Raw genomic sequence first — 21,565 nt, 5'->3', positions numbered from 1 at the left:
ATGAAATCCACCCTGGACGGCCCCCTCATGACCTATGGATGCCAATCGATGACCGCGCCCCTCAAACGGGTCGCCATGCGCAGGCCCGGCGCGAGCCTGCTTTCCGCCAAGGCCGAGGACTGGCATTACGGTCCCGGCTTCGATGGCGCGCGCGCCATCGAGCAGTTCAACGCCTTCGCCGATCTGGTCGCGTCCTGCGGCACCGAGATCATCTGGATCGCGGATGACGGCGACGGCCTCGCCGATGCGATGTTCACCCATGACCCCTCGCTGGTGAGCGATCACGGCGCGATCATCCTGCGCATGGGCAAGCCCGGACGCATGGGCGAACCGGCGCTGCACGCGAAGGCCTATCGCGATGCCGGCATTCCGATCCTGGGCGAGATTGTCGCCCCCGGCTCTGTCGAGGGCGGCGACTGCGTGTGGGTAGACCGCACCACGCTGGCCGTCGGCCGCGGCGTGCGCACCAACCAGGCCGGCATCGAGCAACTTGCGGCCCTGCTCGCCCCGCATGGCGTGACCGTGCTCGGCTTCGACCTGCCGCTCGGCCACGGCGCCGAGGCCTGCCTGCACCTGATGTCGGTGGTCTCGCCGCTCGACGAGAAGCTCGCGCTGGTCTATGCGCCGATGCTTCCGGTCGCCTTCTGGCAATTGCTCAAGGACCGCGGCTACACCCTGGTCGAAGCGCCGCGGGACGAGTTCGACGCCTCCAACGGGCTCAATCTCAATGTGCTGCCGCTCACCCCCGGCGATGTGCTGATGGTCGACGGGTTCCCCAAGACCCGCGCACTGATGGAGCAAGCGGGCTGCAAGGTTCGCGTCTTCGCGGCCGATGCGCTGTGCATCCCCTGCGAGGGCGGGCCGACCTGCCTGACCCGTCCGGTATGGCGGGAATGACGCGCAGGGCGTTTCATCACCAACCCGAAGCGGTGCGGCAGCATGACCTGATTGCCGCAACGCTCGACAGCATCGCCGAACTCGGCCTTGCCGGCGCCACCGTGCGCGAGGTCGCCTACCGCGCCGGCGTCACGCCCGGGCTGATCCGGCGCTATTTCGACAACAAGGAAAAGCTGGTGGCCGCGGCCTACCGGACCTTCATTTCCGACCTGATCGCGATGGCCGCGGCCGGCTGCGGCGACGGGTCCGCGCTGTCGCGGCTGGCGGGCCTGATCCGCGCCAGCGTCACCGCGCCGGTGGCCGACGGGCGGACGCTGTCGATCTGGGCGGCCTTCATCGGCACGGTGCATTCCGATCCGCTGATGGCCGAGACCCACCGCGAGGGCTACCAGGCCTTTCGCGACCTGATCGAGCGGCTGGTGCGGGAAGCCATGGCCGAACGCGGACAGCCGGTCTCGCCTGCGGAACAGCGCCGGCTAGGGATCGTGCTCAACGCGCTTCTCGACGGGTTGTGGATCGAGATCTCGATGGGCGGAGACGATTTCGCCGAAATTGACGTGGTCCGTATCGCGCTCGATTCGGTCGCGACGGTGCTGGGCATCGACCCGGCGGAATTCAGGGAAGAATGACGATGCATTACGCCGCAATCACCGAGCGTCTGGCCCATACCGGCGGCGCCAAATGGGCCATCCACCAGCGCTGCCGGATGATGAAGGCACAAGGCGCCGACATCATCGAACTGACCATCGGCGAACCGGACATGCCGCCGCACGAGACGCTGCTCGAAGTCTGCCTCGAGTCGATGCGCGGCGGCCGCACCGGCTATTCCAGCGGCCGCGGCGAGCCGGGTCTGCTCGACGCCATCGCCGCGCGCTACAGCCGCCGCCGCCCCGGCGTCGACACCGGCAACGTGCTGTGCTTTCCAGGAACCCAGACGGCGCTGTTTGTGACCATGATGGGGCTGACCGGCCCCGGCGACGGGGTGCTGGTGGGCGATCCGTTCTACGCGACCTATGAAGGCGTCATCGCCGCCAGCGGCGCGCATCGCGAACCGGTGCCGCTCCGGGCCGAAAACGGCTTTCACATGACCGCCGAAGACCTGGAAGCCGCGATCACGCCAAGCTCGCGGGTGCTGCTTCTCAATTCGCCGCACAACCCGACCGGCGCCGTGCTCACCGCGGCGGAAATCGAGCGGATCTGCGCCGTCTGCGCCGAACACGATCTTTGGATCGTCGCCGACGAGGTCTATGAGGAACTGGTGTTCGAGGGCAGCTTCGCCTCCCCCTTCGATCTGCCTGCCTATGCCGACCGGGTGGTCGCGCTGTCGTCGATCTCCAAGTCGCACGCGGCCCCCGGCTTCCGCAGCGGCTGGGCGGTGGGGCCGCACGCCTTCTGCGAGCGTCTGTTGCCGCTGTCGGAAACGATCCTGTTCGGCAACCAGCCCTTCATCGCCGACATGACGGCATTCGCGCTGAATTCGGACCTGCCCACCTCCGCGCGCATGCGCGCCTCCTACAAGCACCGCGCAGCCCTTTTCGCCGATGCGCTCGACAGGCTCGACGGCGTCAAGCCGTTCCGGCCGCAGGCGGGCATGTTCATCGTGCTCGACGTCTCTGGCACCGGGCTGTCGGGCGCGGACTTTGCCTGGAAGCTCCTCGACGCCGGCGTCGCGGTGATGCCGGGCTCCTCCTTCGGCGACAATGCCGGCGCGCTGGTGCGGCTGAGCCTGACGGTGCCCGATGACTCCGTCATCGAAGCCTGCGCCCGCATCACCCGTTTCGTGGAGGCCCTGTGATGCCCAAGCACTCGCCCACCGTCGGGGAAGCCCTCGTCACGCTGCTCGAACAGGCCGGCGTCGACACCGTGTTCGGGATTCCCGGCGTGCACACGATCGAGCTCTATCGCGGGCTCGCCGCAAGCCCGATCCGCCACATCACGCCGCGCCACGAACAGGGCGCCGGCTTCATGGCCGACGGCTATGCCCGCGTCACCGGCCGGCCCGGCGTGTGTTTCGTCATCACCGGCCCGGGGCTCACCAACACGCTGACGGCCATGGCGCAGGCCCGCGCAGACAGCATTCCCATGCTGGTGATCTCGGGGGTGAACGCAACCGACACGCTCGGCCGCGGCCGCGGCCACCTGCACGAACTCCCGGACCAGGCGGGGCTCGCGGCGACCGTGGCGCTCTGGTCGCACACGCTGACCGACCCCGGCGAACTCGGCGCAGTGCTGGAAAAGGCCTTTGCCACCATGACCGGCGGCCGTCCCGGCCCCGTGCATATCGAGATCCCGACCGATGTGATGCGGATGCCGGCAGGCACGCAAAGCTTTTCCATGCCCGCGCCACCTCGGCCCGCCCCCTCGCCGGCCGATCTTGCGCAGGCCGTGGACATGGTGGGCAAGGCCAAAGCCCCGGCGCTGCTGATCGGCGGCGGCGCGGTGGCGTCTGCCGAGGCTGTTCGCCGCCTGGCAGACAGGCTTGGCGCGCCGGTGGTCTCGACCATCAATGCCCGCGGCATCATGGCGGGCCATGTGCTCGACGTGCCGGCGAGCCCGAGCCTTCCGGGCGTGCGCGAGCTGCTTTCCACCTCGGACCTGGTGCTGGCTCTCGGCACCGAATTCGGCCCCACCGATTACGACCTGCATGACCGCAGCCCGCTTGACCTTCCCGCAGCGCTGATCCGCGTCGACATCGATGCCGCCCAGCTCGACCGGGGCGCCGATGCGGCGCTCGCGATCGCGGCCGATGCGGGCGCGTTCTGCGCGGCCCTGCTTGAGGCGCTGCCCGAAGAGCCCGCTCACGCGGCAAACGAGGCCGAAGCCCGCGCGAAGGCGGCGCGGGCCGGCGCGCTTGAGGAGATCGGCGAGACCTACCGGGCCCATGTGGCGCTGGTTCAGGATATCTGGGAGACCCTGCCCGCGGCCACGCTGGTGGGCGATTCCACCCAGCTCGTCTACGCCGCCAACATGTATGTGGACGCGCCGCGGCCCGCCTCCTGGTTCAACTCGGCGACCGGCTTCGGCACGCTCGGCTATGCCGCACCGGCGGCGATCGGCGCGGCGCTCGGCCATCCGGGCCAGCCGGCGGTGGCGCTTCTGGGCGACGGCGGATTGCAGTTCACGCTCGCCGAACTTGGCTCGGCGCGCGACTGCGAGGCCGATGCGGCCTTCGTCGTGTGGAACAATACGGGCTACATGGAGATCGAAAACGCCATGGTCTCGGCGCAGATCACCCCGGTCGGCGTGACCCCGTCGGCGCCGGATTTCACGGCGATCGCCAAGGCCTACGGGCTGCCGGCGCGCAAGGTCGACAGCCGCGAAGGGCTCAAGGCCGCGCTTGCGGACCTCGAGCGCCCCTGCCTGATCGAGTATACCGACCCGCGTTGAGCCTTACGCACACAGCGTATCGATGAGCCGGTCCATGAAGGCTTCGCCGGCGGCGAGCTGGTCGAGCGTCAGGAACTCGTCGGGCTGGTGCGCCTGGGCGATGTCGCCGGGTCCGCAGACCACGGTCGAATAGCCGCGCGCCTGGAACTGGCTGCCTTCGGTGCCGTAACTGACCACGTGCTGGCCGTTGTCGCCGGTCAGGCGGCGCGCCAGCGTTTCGGCCGCGCCGTCGGTTTCCGGCGCCAGCGCGGGAAGCGCAAAGCCGGGGTTGAGATCAATTCCCGTGTCGGGATGGATCGCCTGCATTTCCGCCGTCAGCTCGGCGGCCCTGGCCTCGAACCTGCGCGCCCAGTCGTCGGGGCTTTCGCCGGGGACGAAGCGGAACTCGATCAGGAAGCGGCAATCCTTGGCGGTGATGTTGTGGGCGGTGCCGCCCTCGATCACGCCGACATGCAGCGTCGTGAACGGTGGATCGAAGGGCGCGGCAAGTTCGCCCGGCATCCGCGCCGCATTCTCGGCATTGCGCTGGTTGGCCCAGTCGATCAGCCGCGCCGCCTGCATGATCGCGCTCACGCCGTAGGGAAGCAGCGAGGAATGCACCTCGAAACCGCGCACATGCACATGATAGGCAAGCCCGCCCTTGTGACCGGTCACCACCCGCATCATGGTCGGCTCGCCGACGATCACCTCGCGCGCCTTGGGCAGCGCGCCGAGCATGGCCTCGACCAGATCGACGACAGCAACGCAGCCGACCTCCTCGTCAAACGAAAAGGCGAGTTGCAAGGGCCGCTTGAGCGGGCGCTTTGCGGCGCGCGCCATGGCGAGCAGCGCCAGCGCATCGAAGCCCTTCATGTCGCATGCGCCGCGGCCGAACAGTTTTCCGTCCCGCTCGGTCAGCGTCCACGGATCGGTGGTCCAGGCCTGGCCATCGACGGGGACCACATCGGTGTGCCCCGACAGGATCACTCCGCCATCGACCGCAGGCCCGGTCTGCGCGTAGAGGTGCGCCTTGTTGCCACATGGGCTCATGACCCTGCTTGAGGCTATGCCATGCGCCGCAAGAAAGGTTTCGACCCAGTCGACCAACGGCAGATTGGTGTCGCGGCTGACCGAAGGAAAGGAAACCAATTTTGCCAAAATCGCCCGAGCAGTAGAATAATTTTCCATAATCAGATCCGTTTAACATGCGAACTTCGAATGCCCGCCGATTTTCCACACTTTCGTTCAGCCGCACCGCGCCCCGCAAGGCCGGTTGTGCGGGAAATTTTGTTTCTCGCGAAGGCCGTCCTGAACACTTATCACGCTATTTCCAAAACCCCACTGGTCAACCGTGGGAAAATTGGTCAATAGTAACGCCCACCGGCTTTTGAAAAGACCGACCGGCAACAAAATCAATAACGGGAGATGATCTCCCGAGGGGTGCAGTATGCCAGACACGGCCATGCCAATTCTGGATGTTAAGGGACTAAAAACGGTCTTCCGAACCCGTGGCGGCGAAGTGCACGCGGTCAACTCCGTGGACTTTCACTTGCGCCCGGGCGAACTGCTCGGCGTGGTGGGGGAAAGCGGCTCCGGAAAGTCCGTGACCATGATGTCGTTGCTGCGGCTGCTGCCGTCTCCGCCCGCGGAGATGCGCAACGGAACCGTGATGTTCGACGGCCAGGACCTGCTCAAGGCCAGTCCGGCGGCGCTGCGCGCGGTGCGCGGCTCGAAGATCGGCTTCATCTTCCAGGACCCGATGACATCCCTCAATCCGGTCTACACGGTGGGCTTCCAGCTGGCCGAGCCGTTGCGCGCCCATATGGGCATGTCGAAATCGCAGGCGCGGCAGCGTGCGGTCGAACTTCTCAAGCTCGTCGGCATCCCCGACGCCGAGCGCCGGCTCGGGGACTATCCGCACCAGTTTTCGGGCGGCATGCGCCAGCGGGTGATGATCGCCATCGCGCTCGCCTGCGACCCCAAGGTGCTGATCGCGGACGAACCGACCACCGCGCTCGACGTGACCATCCAGGCGCAGATCATCGAACTGGTGAAGGAGCTGCGGCAGAAGCTCGGCATGGCGATCATCTGGATCACCCACGATCTCGGCGTGATCGCCGGCATCGCCGACCGGGTGATGGTGATGTATGCCGGCGAGGTGGTCGAGGAAGGCCCGGTGGACGAGATCTTCCGCAATCCGCAACATCCCTATACCCGGGCGCTGCTCAAGACGGTGCCTGCCGTGCGCGGTCCGCGCGAGGAGCGGTTGCAGGTGATCGAGGGCCAGCCGCCGATCATGCACCATGCCCCTGCCGCCTGCTCGTTCCGCAACCGCTGCGAATTCGCCTTCGACCGCTGCGCCCGGGAGCATCCGGAGCTGCAGGCGATCGACGCGCCGGGCCACCGCGCCGCCTGTTTCCTGCTCGACCAGGCCCTGACGCAAACACCGGAGGCCGTTGATGGCTGACATCACTGCCGGCAATGGCCGCGAGGGGACCGTCCCCCTCGTCAAGGTCCGCGATCTCAAGATGTATTTCCCGATTCATGCCGGCCTGTTTCGCAGCCATGTGGGAGACGTCAAAGCGGTGGACGGCGTCAGCTTCGACATCATGCCCGGCGAGACCCTGGGCCTGGTGGGCGAGTCGGGATGCGGCAAGTCCACGGTCGGGCGTGCGGTCCTCAGGCTCTATGACGTGACCGGCGGCACCATCGAAATCGACGGCTTCGAGATCGCCCATGTCGACCGCGACAGCCTGCGCCCGAAGCGGCCGATGATGCAGATGATCTTCCAGGATCCGCAGGCGAGCCTCAATCCGCGCATGACGGTGGCCAGCATCATCGGCGAGCCGCTCGACGAGCACATGAAGCTGAGCGGCGAGGAACGGCTGGCGCGGATCTACGAACTGATGGACTGGGTCGGCCTCAACCGCGAATTCGCCAAGCGCTATCCGCACGAATTTTCCGGCGGCCAGCGCCAGCGCATCGGCATTGCCCGCGCACTCGCGCTCAACCCCAAATTCATCGTCTGCGACGAGCCGATCGCGGCACTCGACGTGTCGATCCAGGCGCAGGTGGTCAACCTTCTCGAAGAACTCCAGGACAGGCTCGACCTGACCTATCTGTTCATCAGCCACGACCTGTCGATGGTGCGCCACATCGCCGACCGCGTGGCGGTGATGTATCTGGGGCGGATCGTCGAGGTCGCCTCGCGCGAAAAACTGTTCGCCGAGCCGCTTCACCCCTACACCCAGGCACTGTTGTCGGCGGTGCCGGAGCCCGATCCCGAAAGCGAACGCCATCGCAAGCCGATCGTGCTGCAAGGCGACGTCCCCTCCCCGGCCAACCCGCCCAAGGGATGCAATTTTTCCACCCGATGCCCCAAAGTCATGGACATCTGCAAACAGCAGGAGCCCGGCGTCTTTGATTTCGGAGGAGGAAGACAGGTGGCATGCCACCTCTATGCGGAAAGCATGACAAAGACCGCGGAACCAACTGGCGGCGACACAGGCAACTGAGTTTTCAAAAAGGAGACAGCCATGAAATTGAAAACCATTCTGATGGGAGCCGTTGCGGCGATGGCAATCGCGCCGGTCGCCCACGCCGAGCGCGGCTCGGACGGCGAAGTCAAGATCATTTACTGGCAGGCGCCATCGATCCTCAATCCCTATCTTTCGGGCGGCACCAAGGATATCGAAGCCTCGTCGCTGATCATCGAGCCGCTGGCCCGCTTCGACGAAAAGGGCAACTTGGTTCCCTGGCTCGTCGACGAGATCCCGACCGTTGAAAACGGCGGCGTCGCCGCCGACCTCACCTCGATCACCTGGAAGATCAAGGAAGGCATCACCTGGTCGGACGGCACCCCGCTGACTTCGGCCGACGTCAAGTTCACGGCTGAATACTGCATGGCGCCCGACGGCGGCTGCGCGCAGAGCGCCAAGTTCGACGGCTTCAAGGAAGTCGAGACGCCCGACGAGCGCACCGTGATCGTGCATTTCACCAGCCCGAAGCCGGTTCCCTATGCCGCCTTTGTCGGGGCCCAGTCGCCGATCATCCAGAAGGCGCAGTTCGAGAACTGCCTCGGCGCCAAGGCACCTGAATGCACCTCGGCCAATTTCGGCCCGATCGGCACCGGACCCTTCGTCGTCACCGACTTCAAGCCCAACGACGTCATCACCATGAAGGCCAACGAGAACTATCGCGACGCGGCCAAGCCCGCCTTCGCGACGCTCACCTTCAAGGGCGGCGGCGATGCGGCCGCGGCCGGCCGCGCCGTGATGGAAACCGGCGAATACGACTATGCCTGGAACCTGCAGCTCGCGCCTGACGTGATCGCCAAGATGGCCGAAGGCGGCACCGGCAAACCGGTTTCGGGCTTCGGCACGCTGGTCGAACGCATCGAGATGAACATGACCGACCCCTCGCCGGACCTGCCCGAAGGCGAGCGTTCGACCGCAAAGCATCCGCATCCGATCCTGTCGGACGAGAAGGTGCGGCGCGCATTGTCGATGGCGATCGACCGTGACCTGCTGGTCGAGATCGGCTACGGCCAGGCCGGCCGCGCCACCTGCAATCTGGTTCCCGCGCCGGAGCTCTATGCCTCCGACAACACCGACTGCCTGAAGCAGGATGTCGAAGGCGCCAAGGCGCTGCTCGACGAAGCCGGCTGGACCGTCGGCGGCGACGGCGTGCGCGAAAAGGACGGCAAGAAGCTCAAGCTGCTCTACCAGAGCTCCACCAATGCCGTGCGCCAGGACTTCCAGGCGCTGGTCAAGCAGTGGTGGGCCGATATCGGCGTGGAAGCCGAACTCAAGAATGTCGATTCCTCGGTGTTCTTCGGCGGCGACCCGACCTCCCCGGACACCTTCCAGAAGTTCTACGCGGACGTCGAAATGTACGCCAACAACTTCGACGGCACCGACCCGGAACAGTATCTGGGCCAGTACACCTGCGAAAAGGCGCCGCGGCCCGAAACCCAGTGGCAGGGCGAGAACATCAACCGCTACTGCGATCCGGCCTATGACGAACTGGTGGCCGAACTCGCCAAGACCGGCGAGATCTCCAAGCGCGCCGAAATCGCCAAGAAGCTGAACGACATGCTCACCAAGGAATCGATGACCATCGTTCCGCTGGTCGACCGCGGCCGCGTGTCGGCACACTCCAACAGCCTCGGCGGTGTTGTGCTCAACACCTGGGATTCCGAACTGTGGAACGCCGCGGACTGGTACCGCGTCAAGTGAATGCAGCCCCGAATGGTCCCGCGCCAGCGGGACCATTCACCGCCGCTGCCATCTGATTTTCCAGCACCACCTGCTGAACCGAGGCGTCGCCGATGCTGACCTTTACTTTTCGACGATTGTTGCTGGCCATACCGACGCTTTTGCTCATCAGCCTGCTGATCTTCCTGCTGCTCGACCTGGCACCAGGGGATCCGCTCGCCTTCCAGCCGCTCACCATTCCCCCCGAAGTCCGCCAGAAGATGCGCGATGCGCTCGGGCTCGATGCCCCGGGCTATGTGCGCTACCTGTTGTGGGCCAAGCAGTTCTTCTGGGTCGAGCCGCTGCACTTCATCGACTGGATGTTCGGCACGAATTTCGCCCAAGGCATGCAGCGCATCATCTCCTGGCAGTTCCGCGCGCCGGTGTTCGACATCATCGTCCAGCGCCTGCCGCAGACGCTCTGGGTGGTCGGCCTCGCCTATCTGGTGGGCGTCATGATCGCGCTGCCGATCGGCATCATTTCCGCCTACAGGCAATATTCCTGGTTCGACCAGGTCGGCACCTTCGTCTCCATGATCGGCTTTTCGGTGCCGCCGTTCTTCTCCGGGGTTCTGATGATCGTCTTCTTCGCGATCATGCTGCCCTGGTTCCCCTCGATCTACGACACCACGCTCGTGGTCGACGACTTCTCGAGCTTCGGCCAGCAGGTCAGGCAGATGACGCTGCCGGTGATGGTGCTGGCGCTGCAGACCACGGCGCAGCTGTCGCGCTTCATGCGCGCCTCCATGCTCGACAACCTCAACCATGATTACGTCCGCACCGCGCGCGCCAAGGGCATGACCGAGAAGGTGGTGGTGCTCGTGCATGTGCTGCGCAATTCGATGATCCCGGTCGTCACCGTGATCGCGCTCGGGATTCCGTCGATCTTCGGCGGCGCCATCATCACCGAGCAGATCTTCAAGGTGAACGGCCTGGGCCAGTTGCTGATCACCGCGATCTACGCCAACGACCTGCCGATGGTGCAGACACTGGCCTTCATCTTCGCAGTGCTGATCGTGCTGTGCAACCTGATCGCCGACGTTCTCTACGGCCTGCTCGATCCGAGGATCCGCTATGACTGACGCCCCCGCACCAGCCCGGGCAAAGCCCGACACCTCCGGCCGCTCGCAGTGGTGGGACGTCTGGGACCAGTTCAAGACCCACAAGGGCGCGCTGTTCGGCGCCGCGGTGTTCCTGTTCATCGTGCTGGCGGTGACGCTCGGCCCGCTGGTGTGGACCATCGAGCCCACCTTCATCGACATCCGCGCCCGCAATTCCGGTGCCTCGCTCGCCCACCCCTTCGGCACCGACCAGCTCGGGCGCGATATCCTGGCACGGATGATGGCGGGCGGGCAGGTGTCGATCGCGGTCGGGCTGACGGCGATGCTGATCAGCGTGCTGCTCGGTGCCTTCATCGGCGTTCTGGCCGGGTTCTTCCGCAAGCTCGACGGCTTTCTGATGGGGCTCACCAACCTGTTCCTGGCGCTGCCGCTGCTGCCGCTGCTGCTCGTCATGGTGATGCTGTTTCGGGAAACGCTCGCACGCAGTTTCGGCCCCGAGATGGGCACCTTCATCCTGATCGTCTCGGCGATCGGCATCACCAGCTGGATGCAGACGGCACGCATCGTGCGCGGCGAGGTGCTGGCGCTGAAGGAGCGCGAGTTCGTGCTTGCCGCGCGCTCGATCGGCACGCCGTCGCGGCGCATGATCCTGCGCCATATCCTGCCCAACGTGCTTTCGCCGATCATGGTCTCGGCCACGCTCGGCATCGCCACCGCGATCATCACCGAATCCGCGCTGTCGTTCCTCGGGCTGGGCTTTCCGCCGGACTTCCCGACCTGGGGCCGGTTGCTGTTCGATGCGGTCGACTATCTCCAGCAATATCCCGAACGGGTATTCTGGCCAGGGCTCGCGATCTCGCTCACTGTGCTCAGCGTCAACTATATCGGCGACGGCCTGCGCGACGCGCTCGATCCGCGCATCCGCGGCCGCTGAAGGATCGGCGGGCCGCGTGCGGCCCGCTCAGCCGACGGGGATGACGTCCACGGCCTGGCTGCTGGTTTGTCCGCCCGAGGTGCGCATTGCGCCGCGGACCGGGGCGAGATCGGCGTAATCGCGGCCATGGGCCACGACGATGTGATCGGTGCCGGCGAAGACCGCATTGGTGGGATCGTATTCCACCCATCCGGCATCCGGCCCGCACCAGGCCGAGACCCAGGCATGCATCGCATCCGCCCCTTCGAGCCGTTCGCGGCCCGGCGGCGGCAGCGTGCGCAGATAACCGCTGACATAGCCCGCGGGGATGCCGAGGCTGCGGAGCGCCACGATCATGATATGGGTGAAATCCTGGCACACGCCGTGGCGCGCGGCGAAAGCTTCGGCCGCCGGCGTGTCCACGGTCGTCGCCGACGCATCGAAGCGCATGGTGCGGTGGAGCGCCGCGCCGATGATTTCGACCAGGTCCGACACCGGCCGCCCCGGCTCGCACAGGGCACGCGCCCAGGCCGCGATGGCGGCGACCGGCGGGGCATGGGGAGAGGCCGGGAGAAAATGCAGCGGCGAGCGCGGACCGAGATCCGCCTCCGCCCGCAGCGCCCACATCAGCCAGGTCAGGTCCGGTGACGGTCCGACGGGGGCCGCGCTGCCCGAGACCTCGACCCGGGCCGCAAGCGCGATCACCACATCCTGATGGGGCTCGGCGAAGGCGAGTTCAGTGACGGCATTGCCGAAGAAATCCACCCGGTCGCGGCGCATCGAAGGCTGCGGTTCGACGCTGAGATGGGCGGCCACCAGGCGTTGCCGTCCGGCGATCGGAAGCGGCATCACATGCAGGATCTGGCGCGCGCCGGCGGCGGGCGTTTCAAACGCATAATCGATGGTGAGGCGGATATCGTAGCGCATCGGTATCAGTCGAGATACTGGGCGTGGAGGTCGTGTGTCAGGTCGCCGATCGACCGGCTAAGCGCCGTGAGCGCCGCGTGGTCGAGATCCTGCGGGCCGAGCACCGACAGATCGGCATGGATCCGGAGCACCGCGCGCGACAGCGCGGAGAGCTGGCCGTTGACATTGGCGCCGGGCAAGAGGCTCACCTGCTCGCGGATCTCATCGACCTGGAAGGCGACCGAGCGCGGGTTGAGCGGATCGAGCGCCAGCAGGTCGACCACCGTGTCGCGGCTGGCGGTGACTGAATAGCGGCGCCTGTGGGTCATGACGCTGTCGCCCACCTCGACGCAAAGTTCGAAGCCGCCATGGGGCCCGGTCCACTCCCCGAAGGTCGCCAGCAGTTCCGCCATGAACAGCGCGCGCTCCAGCGCCCGGCCGATGGTCAGGAACCGCCAGCCGCTGAAGCGGTACATGTTCTCGTGCACGAGACCTGAGAAGCCGGTGATCTTGCGCAACAGCACGCCCATCGCCGACGCCGCATCCTCGCCGGGCACCACCGTGTCTGCGAGCCTGGCGACCGTGCGTTCGAGATCGGCCAGCGAAGCCCAGGCATCGACCGAAAAACGGTCGCGGACGGTGCTCGCTGAATTCACCGCCATGGCGATGGTGCGGGCGATCTCGGGACACACGCCCTGCCCCATGTCGAGACTTCGTTCGTCGAGCCAGGATCCGAGCGCGCCCATCAGCGGGGTGCCACCGGCCGGCGTTTCCGGAAGCCGGCTCATATAGGCCCGGGTCAGGCGGATCTGGCCTTCTGCGCGTTCGACATAACGGCCGAGCCAGAACAGGTTGTCGGCGGCCCGGCTCGGCAGCAGTCCGGGCGAGGCCCGCACGAAAGCTTCGCCCGACTGCGCGAGCATGGAATCGCCCGGCACCGGCGCATCCGAGACGACCCAGACATCGGCGACCGAGCCGCCGCTGCTGACCGAGACGGCCGACGGATCATGGCCCGAGGCGGCGAGCCGCGCGAGACCGCCCGGCATCAGCTGCCAGCCCTCGCGGGTGCGGGCCATGAACACCCTGACGCGCATCGGCCGCGGCATCAGCCGCCCGTTCTCCCAGGCCGGCGTGGTCGACAGCGACACGAGCTCCTGGCCGACCAGCTCGCGTCCCTGCGCCTCGAGCCAGGCGCCGAGATCGCCGCCACCCGCGGCCATCTCGCCCCTCAGAACATCGCCTGCTTCGGGCTCCAGCGGCAGGCCGGTGGAATTGGCGGCGCCGATCAGCATGGCATGGGCATTGGCGCGGACATGGGCGCGTTCGGCTGCGCCGCCGCACCACCAGGTGGCGATGTTGGGGATCGCCAGCGGCCGGCCATGCAGCACCTCGGAGAGTTTCGGCAGGAAGGCGAGGAAGGCGCGGCTTTCGAGCACGCCGGCGCCGAGCGCATTGATCACGCTCACGCCGCCCGCGCGCACGGCGCCCAGAAAGCCCGGCGTGCCGAGATGGGAGCTTGCCTTGAGTTCCAGCGGGTCGGCCCAGGCGGCGTCGAGCCTGCGCCACAGCACGCTGATCGGCTTGGGACCCGAGACCGTTCGCACCATCACCCGGCCATCCTCGACCACCAGATCGTCGCCTTCGAGCAGCATCATGCCGAGATAGCGGGCGATATAGGCATGTTCGAAATACGTCTCGTTCATCGGCCCGGGCGTAAGGATGCCGACGCGGCTGCCCGCGTCCTGGCGCAGCGCGTCGAGCCCGTCGCGGAAGGCGCGGAAGAAACCGGCCAGCCGCTCGATGTTGGAATCGGCGTAGAGCCCTGGAAAGGACCGCGTCGAAGCCACCCGGTTTTCAAGCGCGTAGCCCGCGCCCGAGGGCGCCTGGGTGCGGTCGCCCAGCACCCACCAGCGCCCGTCCGGCCCACGTCCGATCTCGAAGGCGAGGAAATGCAGGAAATGGCCCGAAGCCGGCCTGATCCCCACCAGCGGCCGCAGCCATTCGGGGTTGGAGGCAACCAGCCCCGCGGGCAGATGGCCTTGCGCCACCAGCCGGTTCTCGCCGTAGAGATCGGCGACCACGGCTTCGAGCAGATCGGCGCGTTCGGCGAGCCCCTCCGCCAGCACTCGCCATTCGGCGGCGGGCTGGATCACGGGAACCGGGCTCAGAGGCCAGTCGCGCGCACTCTTGCCCTCGCCATACTGGCGCACGAACACACCGGCGTCACGCAGATACTGGGCGCCCCGGGCGAAGGCGCGGTCGCGCTCTTCCGGCCCGAGACGGTCGAGACGCTCGATCAGCCCGGACCAGACCGGCCGGATCGAACCGTCGCCTGCCAGCAACTCGTCGGGGACACCGGGTAGCGCGGCGTAGTCCGCCACGATCGACGGGCGGCCGTTTGCGGATGCCTGGGCGGAAACGGGCACGGCTCAGATCCCCGGTTTGCGGCGCAGGTCGAGCGTGAACGGGAACTCCGGATGCGGCGTCTCGGGCACGGGCATGGCGGCGCCGGGCGTATGGCCGCGATGCTCGAAACGGGCGAGCCGCCGCGCTTCCGCCTCGTTGCCGTTGACCGGGAAGGTCTCGTAGTTGCGCCCGCCGGGATGGGCGACATGGTAGACGCAGCCGCCGAGCGGCATGCCCGACCAGGTGTCATAAATGTCGAAGGTGAGCGGCGCGTTGACCGGCAGCACCGGATGCAGCGCCAGCGCCGGCTGCCAGGCCTTGTAGCGCACCCCGCCCACCGCCGCGCCGGCCTGGCCGGTGGCAGCCATCGGCACCGGGCGGCCGTTGCAGGTAACCATGTAGCGGGTCGGATCGGCGGTCTCGAGCTTGACCTGCAGGCGCTCGACGGAGCTGTCGGTGTAACGCACCGTGCCGCCGATGGCGCCGGTTTCGCCGAGCACATGCCAGGGCTCGAGCGCCTGGCGCAGCTCCAGCCGCACGCCCTCGTAGGTGACTTCGCCGCAGAAGGGGAAGCGGAACTCGGCCTGCGCCTCGTACCATTCGGAGCGGAGTTCGAAGCCGTGGTCGCGCAGGTCGCGCAGCACGTCGAGGAAATCCTGCCAGATGAAATGCGGCAGCATGAAGCGGTCGTTGAGCGCCGTGCCCCAGCGGGTGAAGCGGCCCGTGGCCGGCTTCTCCCAGAAGCGGGCGATCAGCGCGCGGATCAGCACCTGCTGGGCGAGGCTCATGCGCGGATCGGGCGGCATCTCGAAACCGCGGAACTCGACCAGACCGAGCCGCCCGGTGGGGCCGTCGGGCGAATAGAGCTTGTCGATACAGATCTCGGCGCGGTGGGTGTTGCCGGTGACATCGGTCAAAAGATTGCGCAAGAGCCGGTCCACCAGCCACGGCAGCGGCGGCGCGCCGGCATCGGGATGCGGGATCTGTTCGAGCGCCATCTCGAGTTCGTAGAGGCTGTCGTGACGCGCCTCGTCGATGCGCGGGGCCTGGCTGGTCGGGCCGATGAACAGGCCCGAAAACAGGTAGGACAGGCTCGGATGGCGCTGCCAGTGCAGGATCAGGCTCGCGAGCAGGTCCGGGCGTCTCAGGAACGGGCTGTCGAGCGGGGTGGCGCCGCCGACCACGACATGGTTGCCGCCGCCGGTGCCGGTGTGGCGGCCGTCGATCATGAACTTGTCGGCGCCGAGCCGGGACTGGCGCGCCTCCTCGTAGACGCCTTCGGTGATCGCCTTGCAGTCGTCCCAGCCGGTGGCGGGGTGCACATTGACCTCGATCACGCCCGGATCGGGGGCGACGCGAATGACGTTCAGGCGGGGATCATGCGGCGGCGCGTAGCCCTCGATATGGACCTTGAGGCCCAGCCTGTCGGCGGCCGTCTCGGCGGCGGAGACGAGTTCGAGATAGTCCTCGACCCGTTCCACCGGCGGCATGAACACGCAGAGCCGGCCGTCGCGCGGCTCGACCGAGAGCGCGGTGCGCACGGCGCCGTCGAGATCGCCGACGGTCTGCTCGACGCGCTGCTGCGTCGGTTCGGCGGCGGTGAACTGCGCCACCGGCTGGGAGGCGGCTTCCGCGGCGCGCGCATCCGCCAGGGCCTCGTCAAAGGCGGCCTGCGCCACGTCCGGCAGGTCGCCGGAGATATGTGTCGGGTCGGCCGGATTGACATAGGGATAGGCGGCCGGCGGCACATGCGGCAGCGAGCCAAGCGGCAGCCGGTAGCCCACCGGGCTGTCGCCGGGTACCAGGAAGATGTGGCCACGCCGGGTTTTCCATTTCTCAGATCGCCAGCCCTGCCCCGCGGCCTTCGCCTGCCAGCGCTGCACCGGCAGCACGAAGCCCGAGGGCTTGGCAAGGCCGCGCGCAAAGACGGTGGCGATGCGGTGGCGCTCCTCCGGATCCTCGAGCTTCGAGTTTTCCGGCGTGACATTGTCGGGCAGTTTGCCTTCCTTGAGGATCCATTCGGCGGGATCCTCATAGGCGGGAGCGACATTGTCCTGGTCGACGCCGAGATTTTTGGCGATCGCGCCCAGGAGCTCGCGCGCCGTCTCGGGACTGGCCTGCCCGGTATCCTTGCCCTCGTCGGCGATCAGCTCCGGATTGCGCCAGATCGGCTTGCCGTCGCGGCGCCAGTAGAGCGAGAAGGTCCAGCGCGGCAGGGTTTCGCCGGGATACCATTTGCCCTGGCCGTAATGCAGGAAACCGCCCGGCGCAAAGCGCGTGCGCAGCCGCCGGATCAGCTTGTCGGCAGCGGCGCGCTTCTGCGGACCGACGGCGGCGGTGTTCCACTCGGCACTTTCGAAGTCGTCGATCGAGACGAAAGTCGGCTCACCGCCCATGGTGAGCCGCACGTCGCCCGCTTCGAGTTTCTCGTCGATCTCATGGCCGAGCGCATCGAGCGCGGCCCAGGACTCCTCGCTGAAGGGCTTGGTGATGCGCGGATGCTCGGCCATGCGCTCGACGCGCATGTCGAAGGCGAAATCGACCTCGGCATAGCTTGCGAGACCCGAGATCGGCGCGGCATTGCGGTAGTGCGGGGTGGCGGCGAGCGGAATGTGGCTTTCGCCGGTCAGCAGCCCCGAGGTCGGATCGAGCCCGATCCAGCCCGCGCCGGGAATATAGACCTCGGCCCAGGCATGCAGGTCGGTGAAATCGTGGTCGGTGCCGGGCGGCCCGTCGAGCGAGACCAGATCCGGCTTCAACTGGATGAGATAGCCCGAGACGAAGCGGGCGGCGAAACCCAGATGCCTGAGCACCTGCACCAAGAGCCAGCTCGTGTCGCGGCAGGAGCCCTTGCCGGTGTGGAAGGTTTCTTCCGGTGTCTGCACGCCGGGCTCCATGCGGATGACATAGCCGATCTCGCGCGCGAGCCGGGCATTGAGGCCGACCACGAAATCGACGGTCCCGGTGCTGTCGCGCGCGATCGTGTCGAGAAAGGCCTGAAGCCGCGGGCCGGCGGGTTCGGGCGTGCGGTAGATCACCAGATCCGGCTCGATTTCCTCGGGATAGGCGAAGGGCCACTTTTCGGCCGATTCCTCGACGAAGAAATCGAACGGATTGTAGACCGTCATGTCGGCGACCAGGTCCACCTCGATCTTCAGCTCCCGCACCGGCTCGGGAAACACGTAGCGCGCCAGCCAGTTGCCGTAGGGATCCTGCTGATAATTGACGAAGTGTGTGGCGGGACTGATCTTGAGCGAGTGCGACACCACCCGGGTGCGGCTGTGCGGCGCCGGCCTGAGGCGGATGATCTGCGGGCCGAGCGTGACCGGCCTATCATATCTGTAATGGGTCAGGTGGTGGATCTTCGCCAGTATCGACATGGGGTGCATCCGTTGATCGGGCGCCCTGCGGGGGCAGTGCACAGCATGCAATGCCCGCCGGGTCATGTCCACAGCGCAGACGCGCCATCACCCGCGCAGCAGGGTTTTCGGCCGAGCGGACGCAAAAAGACGGGCGCAACCGGGAAAGCCCGGCGCGCCCGCCTTTTGATGACAGTCTTGCTGCGAGGATCAGGCGGCGAGTTCGCCTTCCTCGTCGAGCAGCGAGTCGAGGTCGAGATGCGAGATCATCGACTTGTCCTTGGCGATGATCGCGGTGGTCATGCGCTGGACTTCGGTGGCGCCCACTTCCGGCACGCTCTGGATCTCGTCTTCGCTGACGGTGACCATGTCGGAGACGTTGTCGACCAGAAGGCCAACCAGCTGGCCGCGGATGCTGGCCACGATGATCGCCGAGCGTTCGGTCGGGTTGATCGCCTCAAGGCCGAGGCGCAGCGCCATGTCGATGACCGGAATGACGGTGCCGCGCAGGTTGATCACGCCGAGCACATGGCGCGGTGCGTGGGCCAGCGGCGTCGCCGGCGCCCAGCCGCGGATTTCCCGAACAGCCATGATGTTCACGCTGAACACCTGTTCTCCGAGGAAAAACGAAATAATTTCGAGACCTGAGGTCTTGTTGCCTGTTTGCGTGTCGCTCATCGTATCCTCGCTTCAATTTGACCGGTCCGAACTCGATACATGCCGGAACCCGATCCGCCTCATCCGCTGATAAATTGTAAAACAGGTGGCACGCCCAATATGCCGTCATGTGCCCGGCAACGAACCCCGGTTCGCGCATGGGATTTCGCCGTCCGGTCAACCGATAGCCAAGTCCCACGCTGCCACCTAACCATGCCTTCGTTAAGAATACGAAAACACATGATTGCAGGAATCCGTCAGTGATCGCCCTGGCACCACCAGCCGGGGCCACCGGCGCTGGTCCCCGCGCCGTGCCGCGCACGCCAAACCGGCACCGCGGGCACGCCCACGACACAAGCCGCGGCGAACCGAGGCCGCGCCGGGCCAAGGGCCGTGGTTCGGAGCGCCAAGGGCCGTAATTCGGATCACACGTGGAAGGTGCGGAGCCGGCCCAGGCAGGGCCGTCCCCGGAGAGGATCAGGCTTTCGGCTTGCGCTTCAGACCGCCCTTGCCGCCATCGGCGGTGACGCGGCGCGTGACATCGGCGAGCGGGTTCTTGGCGCCCTTGCGGTGCGGCTTCGCCGGTTTTGTGTCGGAAACCGCGGCGGCTCCGGCCGCGGGCTTGTCGCGCTTGGGCTTCTTGTCCTTGGCGTAGGGCTTCTTGTCCTTGTCGAAAGGCTTCTTATCCTTCGCATAAGGCTTGTCCCTGGCGGGCGCGCCGTCGGACCGGGCCTCGCCCCTGAAATCGGCCTTAGCCGGCCGCGCGGGCGGTGCGTCGTCATAAGGCCATTCCCCGGCCCCGCCTGACCGGTCATCGCGGGCCGATGGCTTGCGGTCGGCGTAAGCATCGTCGCGCGGCGGACGGTCGTCGCGCTTGCGGCCGCCGGTGAAGGGGCGCTTCTTGGCATAATCCGGCTTCGCCTTCTGGCGCGGACGCTCGTCGTCGCCGGTGCGCGCAGGCCGCTCCGGCCGCTCGGGGCGGGCGGCCGGGTCGAAGTCCCTGTCCCTCTGCGGCCGTGGCGCGCGCGCCGGGGCTTCGGGCACGCCGTCGAGGCGGGTGACGGTCACGTTCTTCTCGATCTTGCGGGTCGGGCCGATCTCGGATTCGAACCGTGCCGCGGCGGCACCGGCGATCTCGACATGGGTTTCGACGTCGTGAATACGGATCGAGCCGATCTCGGCCTTGGTGATGTGGCCTGCGCGGCACAGCATCGGCAACAGCCAGCGCGGCTCTGCGGCCTGCTTGCGGCCGAGCGAAAGCGAGAACCAGACCGCGTCCTTGATCGGCTGATGTTCGCGCGGCGCGCGCTCGGGATAAGTGCCGCCCGGCGCCGTGGCTGGGCCGTCGTCGATCAGTTCCTCGGGCGAGGACCGGCCGGCGCGATGCAGGCGCACCAGCGCGGCCGCGACCTTCTCGGCACCATGGCGCTCGATCAGCGCGGCGACCATCGCGGTCTCCTCTCCGGCGATCTCTGCCTCGAAAGCCGGATCGGCCATCAGCCGCTCGTCGTCGCGGACGAGGATTTCCGCGGCCGAAGGCGGGCGCGCCCAGGTGGCGGCGATGCGCGCATCCGAGAGCAGCCGCTCGGTGCGGCGGCGGGCGTTGTAGGGCACGATCAGCGCGGACACGCCCTTGCGCCCGGCGCGGCCGGTGCGGCCCGACCGGTGCAGCAGACTTTCGGGGTTCTTCGGCAGATCGGCGTGGATCACCAGTTCGAGACCCGGCAGGTCGATGCCGCGGGCGGCGACGTCGGTGGCGACACAGACTTTCGCGCGCCCGTCACGCAGCGCCTGCAGCGCGTGGGTGCGTTCGGTCTGGCTCAACTCCCCCGACAGCGCCACCACCGAAAAACCGCGGTTCGAGAACCGGGCGGTCAGGTGGTTGACGGTGGCGCGGGTGCTGCAGAAGACGATGGCGTTCCGGGCGTCGTAGTAGCGCAGCACGTTGATGACGGCGTTTTCGCGGTCGTTCGGCGCAACCGAAAGCGCGCGGTATTCGATGTCGAGATGCTGCTTCTGCTCGCCGGCGGTGGTCACCCGCACCGCCTTGGTCTGGTAGCGCTTGGCGAGATTGGCGATGCCGGACGGCACCGTCGCCGAAAACATCAGCGTGCGGCGCGGATCGGGCGCCGCATCGAGGATGAATTCGAGATCGTCGCGGAAGCCGAGATCGAGCATCTCGTCGGCCTCGTCGAGCACCACCGCGCGCATCGCCGACAGATCGAGCGAGCCGCGTTCGATGTGGTCGCGCAGACGACCGGGCGTGCCCACCACGATATGCGCGCCGCGCTCGAGCGTGCGCCGCTCGGTGCTCATGTTCATGCCGCCCACACAGGTGGCGATGCGGGCGCCCGCCTCCTCGTAGAGCCAGGAAAGTTCGCGCTCGACCTGAAGGGCCAGCTCGCGGGTCGGCGCGATCACCAGCGCCAGCGGCGCCTCCGCGCGCGCCAGGCCCTCGCCCTCACCGATCAGCGTCGGCGCGAGCGAAATGCCGAAGGCGACGGTCTTGCCCGATCCGGTCTGCGCGGAGACCAGAAGGTCGGCGTCGCGCAATTCCGGGGCCAGCATCGACTCCTGAACCGGAGTGAGGGTTTCATAGCCGCGTTTTGCCAGCGCCCGGGCAATCGCCGGTTCAATGGTCGCAAGGTCTGTCATGTCGGATCTTTCGGACTTCGAGTTCTGGCCCGCCCATGCGGGCGCCATTCGCGGGAGAACTCCGGCGACGGCCTTTGCCGCTTCATAGAG

General features: G+C 67.1%; 16 protein-coding genes. 9 read left to right on the top strand and 7 right to left on the bottom strand.

The window, feature by feature from the left end:
- The first annotated feature begins 48 nt into the window (after positions 1 to 48).
- Genes AWJ14_RS14755 through AWJ14_RS14740 form a run of 4 tightly spaced genes read left to right on the top strand, consistent with a single transcriptional unit; the run spans position 49 to position 4,284 of the window.
- On the top strand, positions 49 to 897 hold the full coding sequence (locus AWJ14_RS14755) for a dimethylarginine dimethylaminohydrolase family protein (RefSeq protein ID WP_066180708.1): 849 nt from the start codon (positions 49 to 51) through the stop codon (positions 895 to 897).
- A complete protein-coding gene (locus tag AWJ14_RS14750) occupies positions 894 to 1,526 on the top strand; it encodes a TetR family transcriptional regulator C-terminal domain-containing protein (RefSeq protein WP_066180705.1) in 633 nt (210 codons plus the stop codon). The genes AWJ14_RS14755 and AWJ14_RS14750 overlap by 4 nt, the downstream gene beginning before the upstream one ends.
- A gap of 2 nt (positions 1,527 to 1,528) precedes the next feature.
- Complete coding sequence (locus AWJ14_RS14745) at positions 1,529 to 2,692, top strand: pyridoxal phosphate-dependent aminotransferase (protein ID WP_066180703.1); 1,164 nt, start codon at positions 1,529 to 1,531, stop codon at positions 2,690 to 2,692.
- Complete coding sequence (locus tag AWJ14_RS14740) at positions 2,692 to 4,284, top strand: 5-guanidino-2-oxopentanoate decarboxylase (RefSeq protein ID WP_066180568.1); 1,593 nt, start codon at positions 2,692 to 2,694, stop codon at positions 4,282 to 4,284. Before AWJ14_RS14745 ends, AWJ14_RS14740 begins: the two co-directional genes overlap by 1 nt.
- A gap of 3 nt (positions 4,285 to 4,287) precedes the next feature.
- On the opposite strand, the gene argE is transcribed toward AWJ14_RS14740, so the two are convergent.
- Positions 4,288 to 5,451 (bottom strand): acetylornithine deacetylase, encoded by a 1,164-nt coding sequence (gene argE, locus AWJ14_RS14735; RefSeq protein ID WP_066180565.1) that lies wholly within the window; start codon positions 5,449 to 5,451, stop codon positions 4,288 to 4,290.
- A 259-nt stretch (positions 5,452 to 5,710) separates the two neighbouring features.
- Here argE and AWJ14_RS14730 point away from each other — a divergent pair, with 259 nt between their 5' ends.
- The 3 genes from AWJ14_RS14730 to AWJ14_RS14720 are packed head-to-tail and all read left to right on the top strand — an operon-like array spanning position 5,711 to position 9,500.
- Entirely contained in the window at positions 5,711 to 6,730 is a 1,020-nt protein-coding gene (locus tag AWJ14_RS14730) for an ABC transporter ATP-binding protein (protein ID WP_066180563.1), read from the top strand.
- A complete protein-coding gene (locus AWJ14_RS14725) occupies positions 6,723 to 7,778 on the top strand; it encodes an ABC transporter ATP-binding protein (RefSeq protein WP_066180561.1) in 1,056 nt (351 codons plus the stop codon). Before AWJ14_RS14730 ends, AWJ14_RS14725 begins: the two co-directional genes overlap by 8 nt.
- Before the next feature lie 21 nt (positions 7,779 to 7,799).
- Complete coding sequence (locus tag AWJ14_RS14720) at positions 7,800 to 9,500, top strand: peptide ABC transporter substrate-binding protein (protein WP_066180559.1); 1,701 nt, start codon at positions 7,800 to 7,802, stop codon at positions 9,498 to 9,500.
- Here AWJ14_RS14720 and AWJ14_RS22440 read toward each other — a convergent pair.
- Entirely contained in the window at positions 9,493 to 9,648 is a 156-nt protein-coding gene (locus AWJ14_RS22440; RefSeq protein ID WP_171904878.1) for a hypothetical protein, read from the bottom strand. The genes AWJ14_RS14720 and AWJ14_RS22440 overlap by 8 nt on opposite strands.
- Between AWJ14_RS22440 and AWJ14_RS14715 the strand changes: the two genes are divergently transcribed.
- Positions 9,593 to 10,600, top strand: a complete 1,008-nt coding sequence (locus tag AWJ14_RS14715) for an ABC transporter permease (protein WP_066180556.1) — start codon at positions 9,593 to 9,595, stop codon at positions 10,598 to 10,600. The genes AWJ14_RS22440 and AWJ14_RS14715 overlap by 56 nt on opposite strands.
- The gene (locus tag AWJ14_RS14710; protein ID WP_066180554.1) at positions 10,593 to 11,513 is read left to right on the top strand and encodes an ABC transporter permease; all 921 of its coding nucleotides are present in this window, start codon (positions 10,593 to 10,595) and stop codon (positions 11,511 to 11,513) included. Before AWJ14_RS14715 ends, AWJ14_RS14710 begins: the two co-directional genes overlap by 8 nt.
- A gap of 27 nt (positions 11,514 to 11,540) precedes the next feature.
- Here the strand turns inward: AWJ14_RS14710 and AWJ14_RS14705 are convergent, their stop codons facing one another.
- The 5 genes from AWJ14_RS14705 to AWJ14_RS14685 all read right to left on the bottom strand — a co-directional run bounded on the left by AWJ14_RS14705 (position 11,541) and on the right by AWJ14_RS14685 (position 21,475).
- Positions 11,541 to 12,419, bottom strand: a complete 879-nt coding sequence (locus AWJ14_RS14705) for a transglutaminase family protein (protein ID WP_066180552.1) — start codon at positions 12,417 to 12,419, stop codon at positions 11,541 to 11,543.
- Positions 12,420 to 12,424: 5 nt separating this feature from the next.
- The gene (locus tag AWJ14_RS14700) at positions 12,425 to 14,824 is read right to left on the bottom strand and encodes a circularly permuted type 2 ATP-grasp protein (protein ID WP_066180549.1); all 2,400 of its coding nucleotides are present in this window, start codon (positions 14,822 to 14,824) and stop codon (positions 12,425 to 12,427) included.
- Between the two features lie 3 nt (positions 14,825 to 14,827).
- The gene (locus AWJ14_RS14695) at positions 14,828 to 18,184 is read right to left on the bottom strand and encodes a transglutaminase family protein (RefSeq protein ID WP_066180546.1); all 3,357 of its coding nucleotides are present in this window, start codon (positions 18,182 to 18,184) and stop codon (positions 14,828 to 14,830) included.
- 189 nt (positions 18,185 to 18,373) lie between these two features.
- Complete coding sequence (locus AWJ14_RS14690) at positions 18,374 to 18,841, bottom strand: chemotaxis protein CheW (protein ID WP_066180543.1); 468 nt, start codon at positions 18,839 to 18,841, stop codon at positions 18,374 to 18,376.
- 456 nt (positions 18,842 to 19,297) lie between these two features.
- Positions 19,298 to 21,475, bottom strand: a complete 2,178-nt coding sequence (locus tag AWJ14_RS14685) for a DEAD/DEAH box helicase (RefSeq protein WP_066180700.1) — start codon at positions 21,473 to 21,475, stop codon at positions 19,298 to 19,300.
- Positions 21,476 to 21,565 lie beyond the last annotated feature (90 nt).

The organism is Parahoeflea olei, assembly GCF_001703635.1.
Classification (GTDB): Bacteria; Pseudomonadota; Alphaproteobacteria; order Rhizobiales; family Rhizobiaceae; genus Hoeflea; species Hoeflea olei.
Note: the sequence above shows the minus strand (reverse complement) of the source record. Positions and strands in the feature narration are given on the sequence as shown.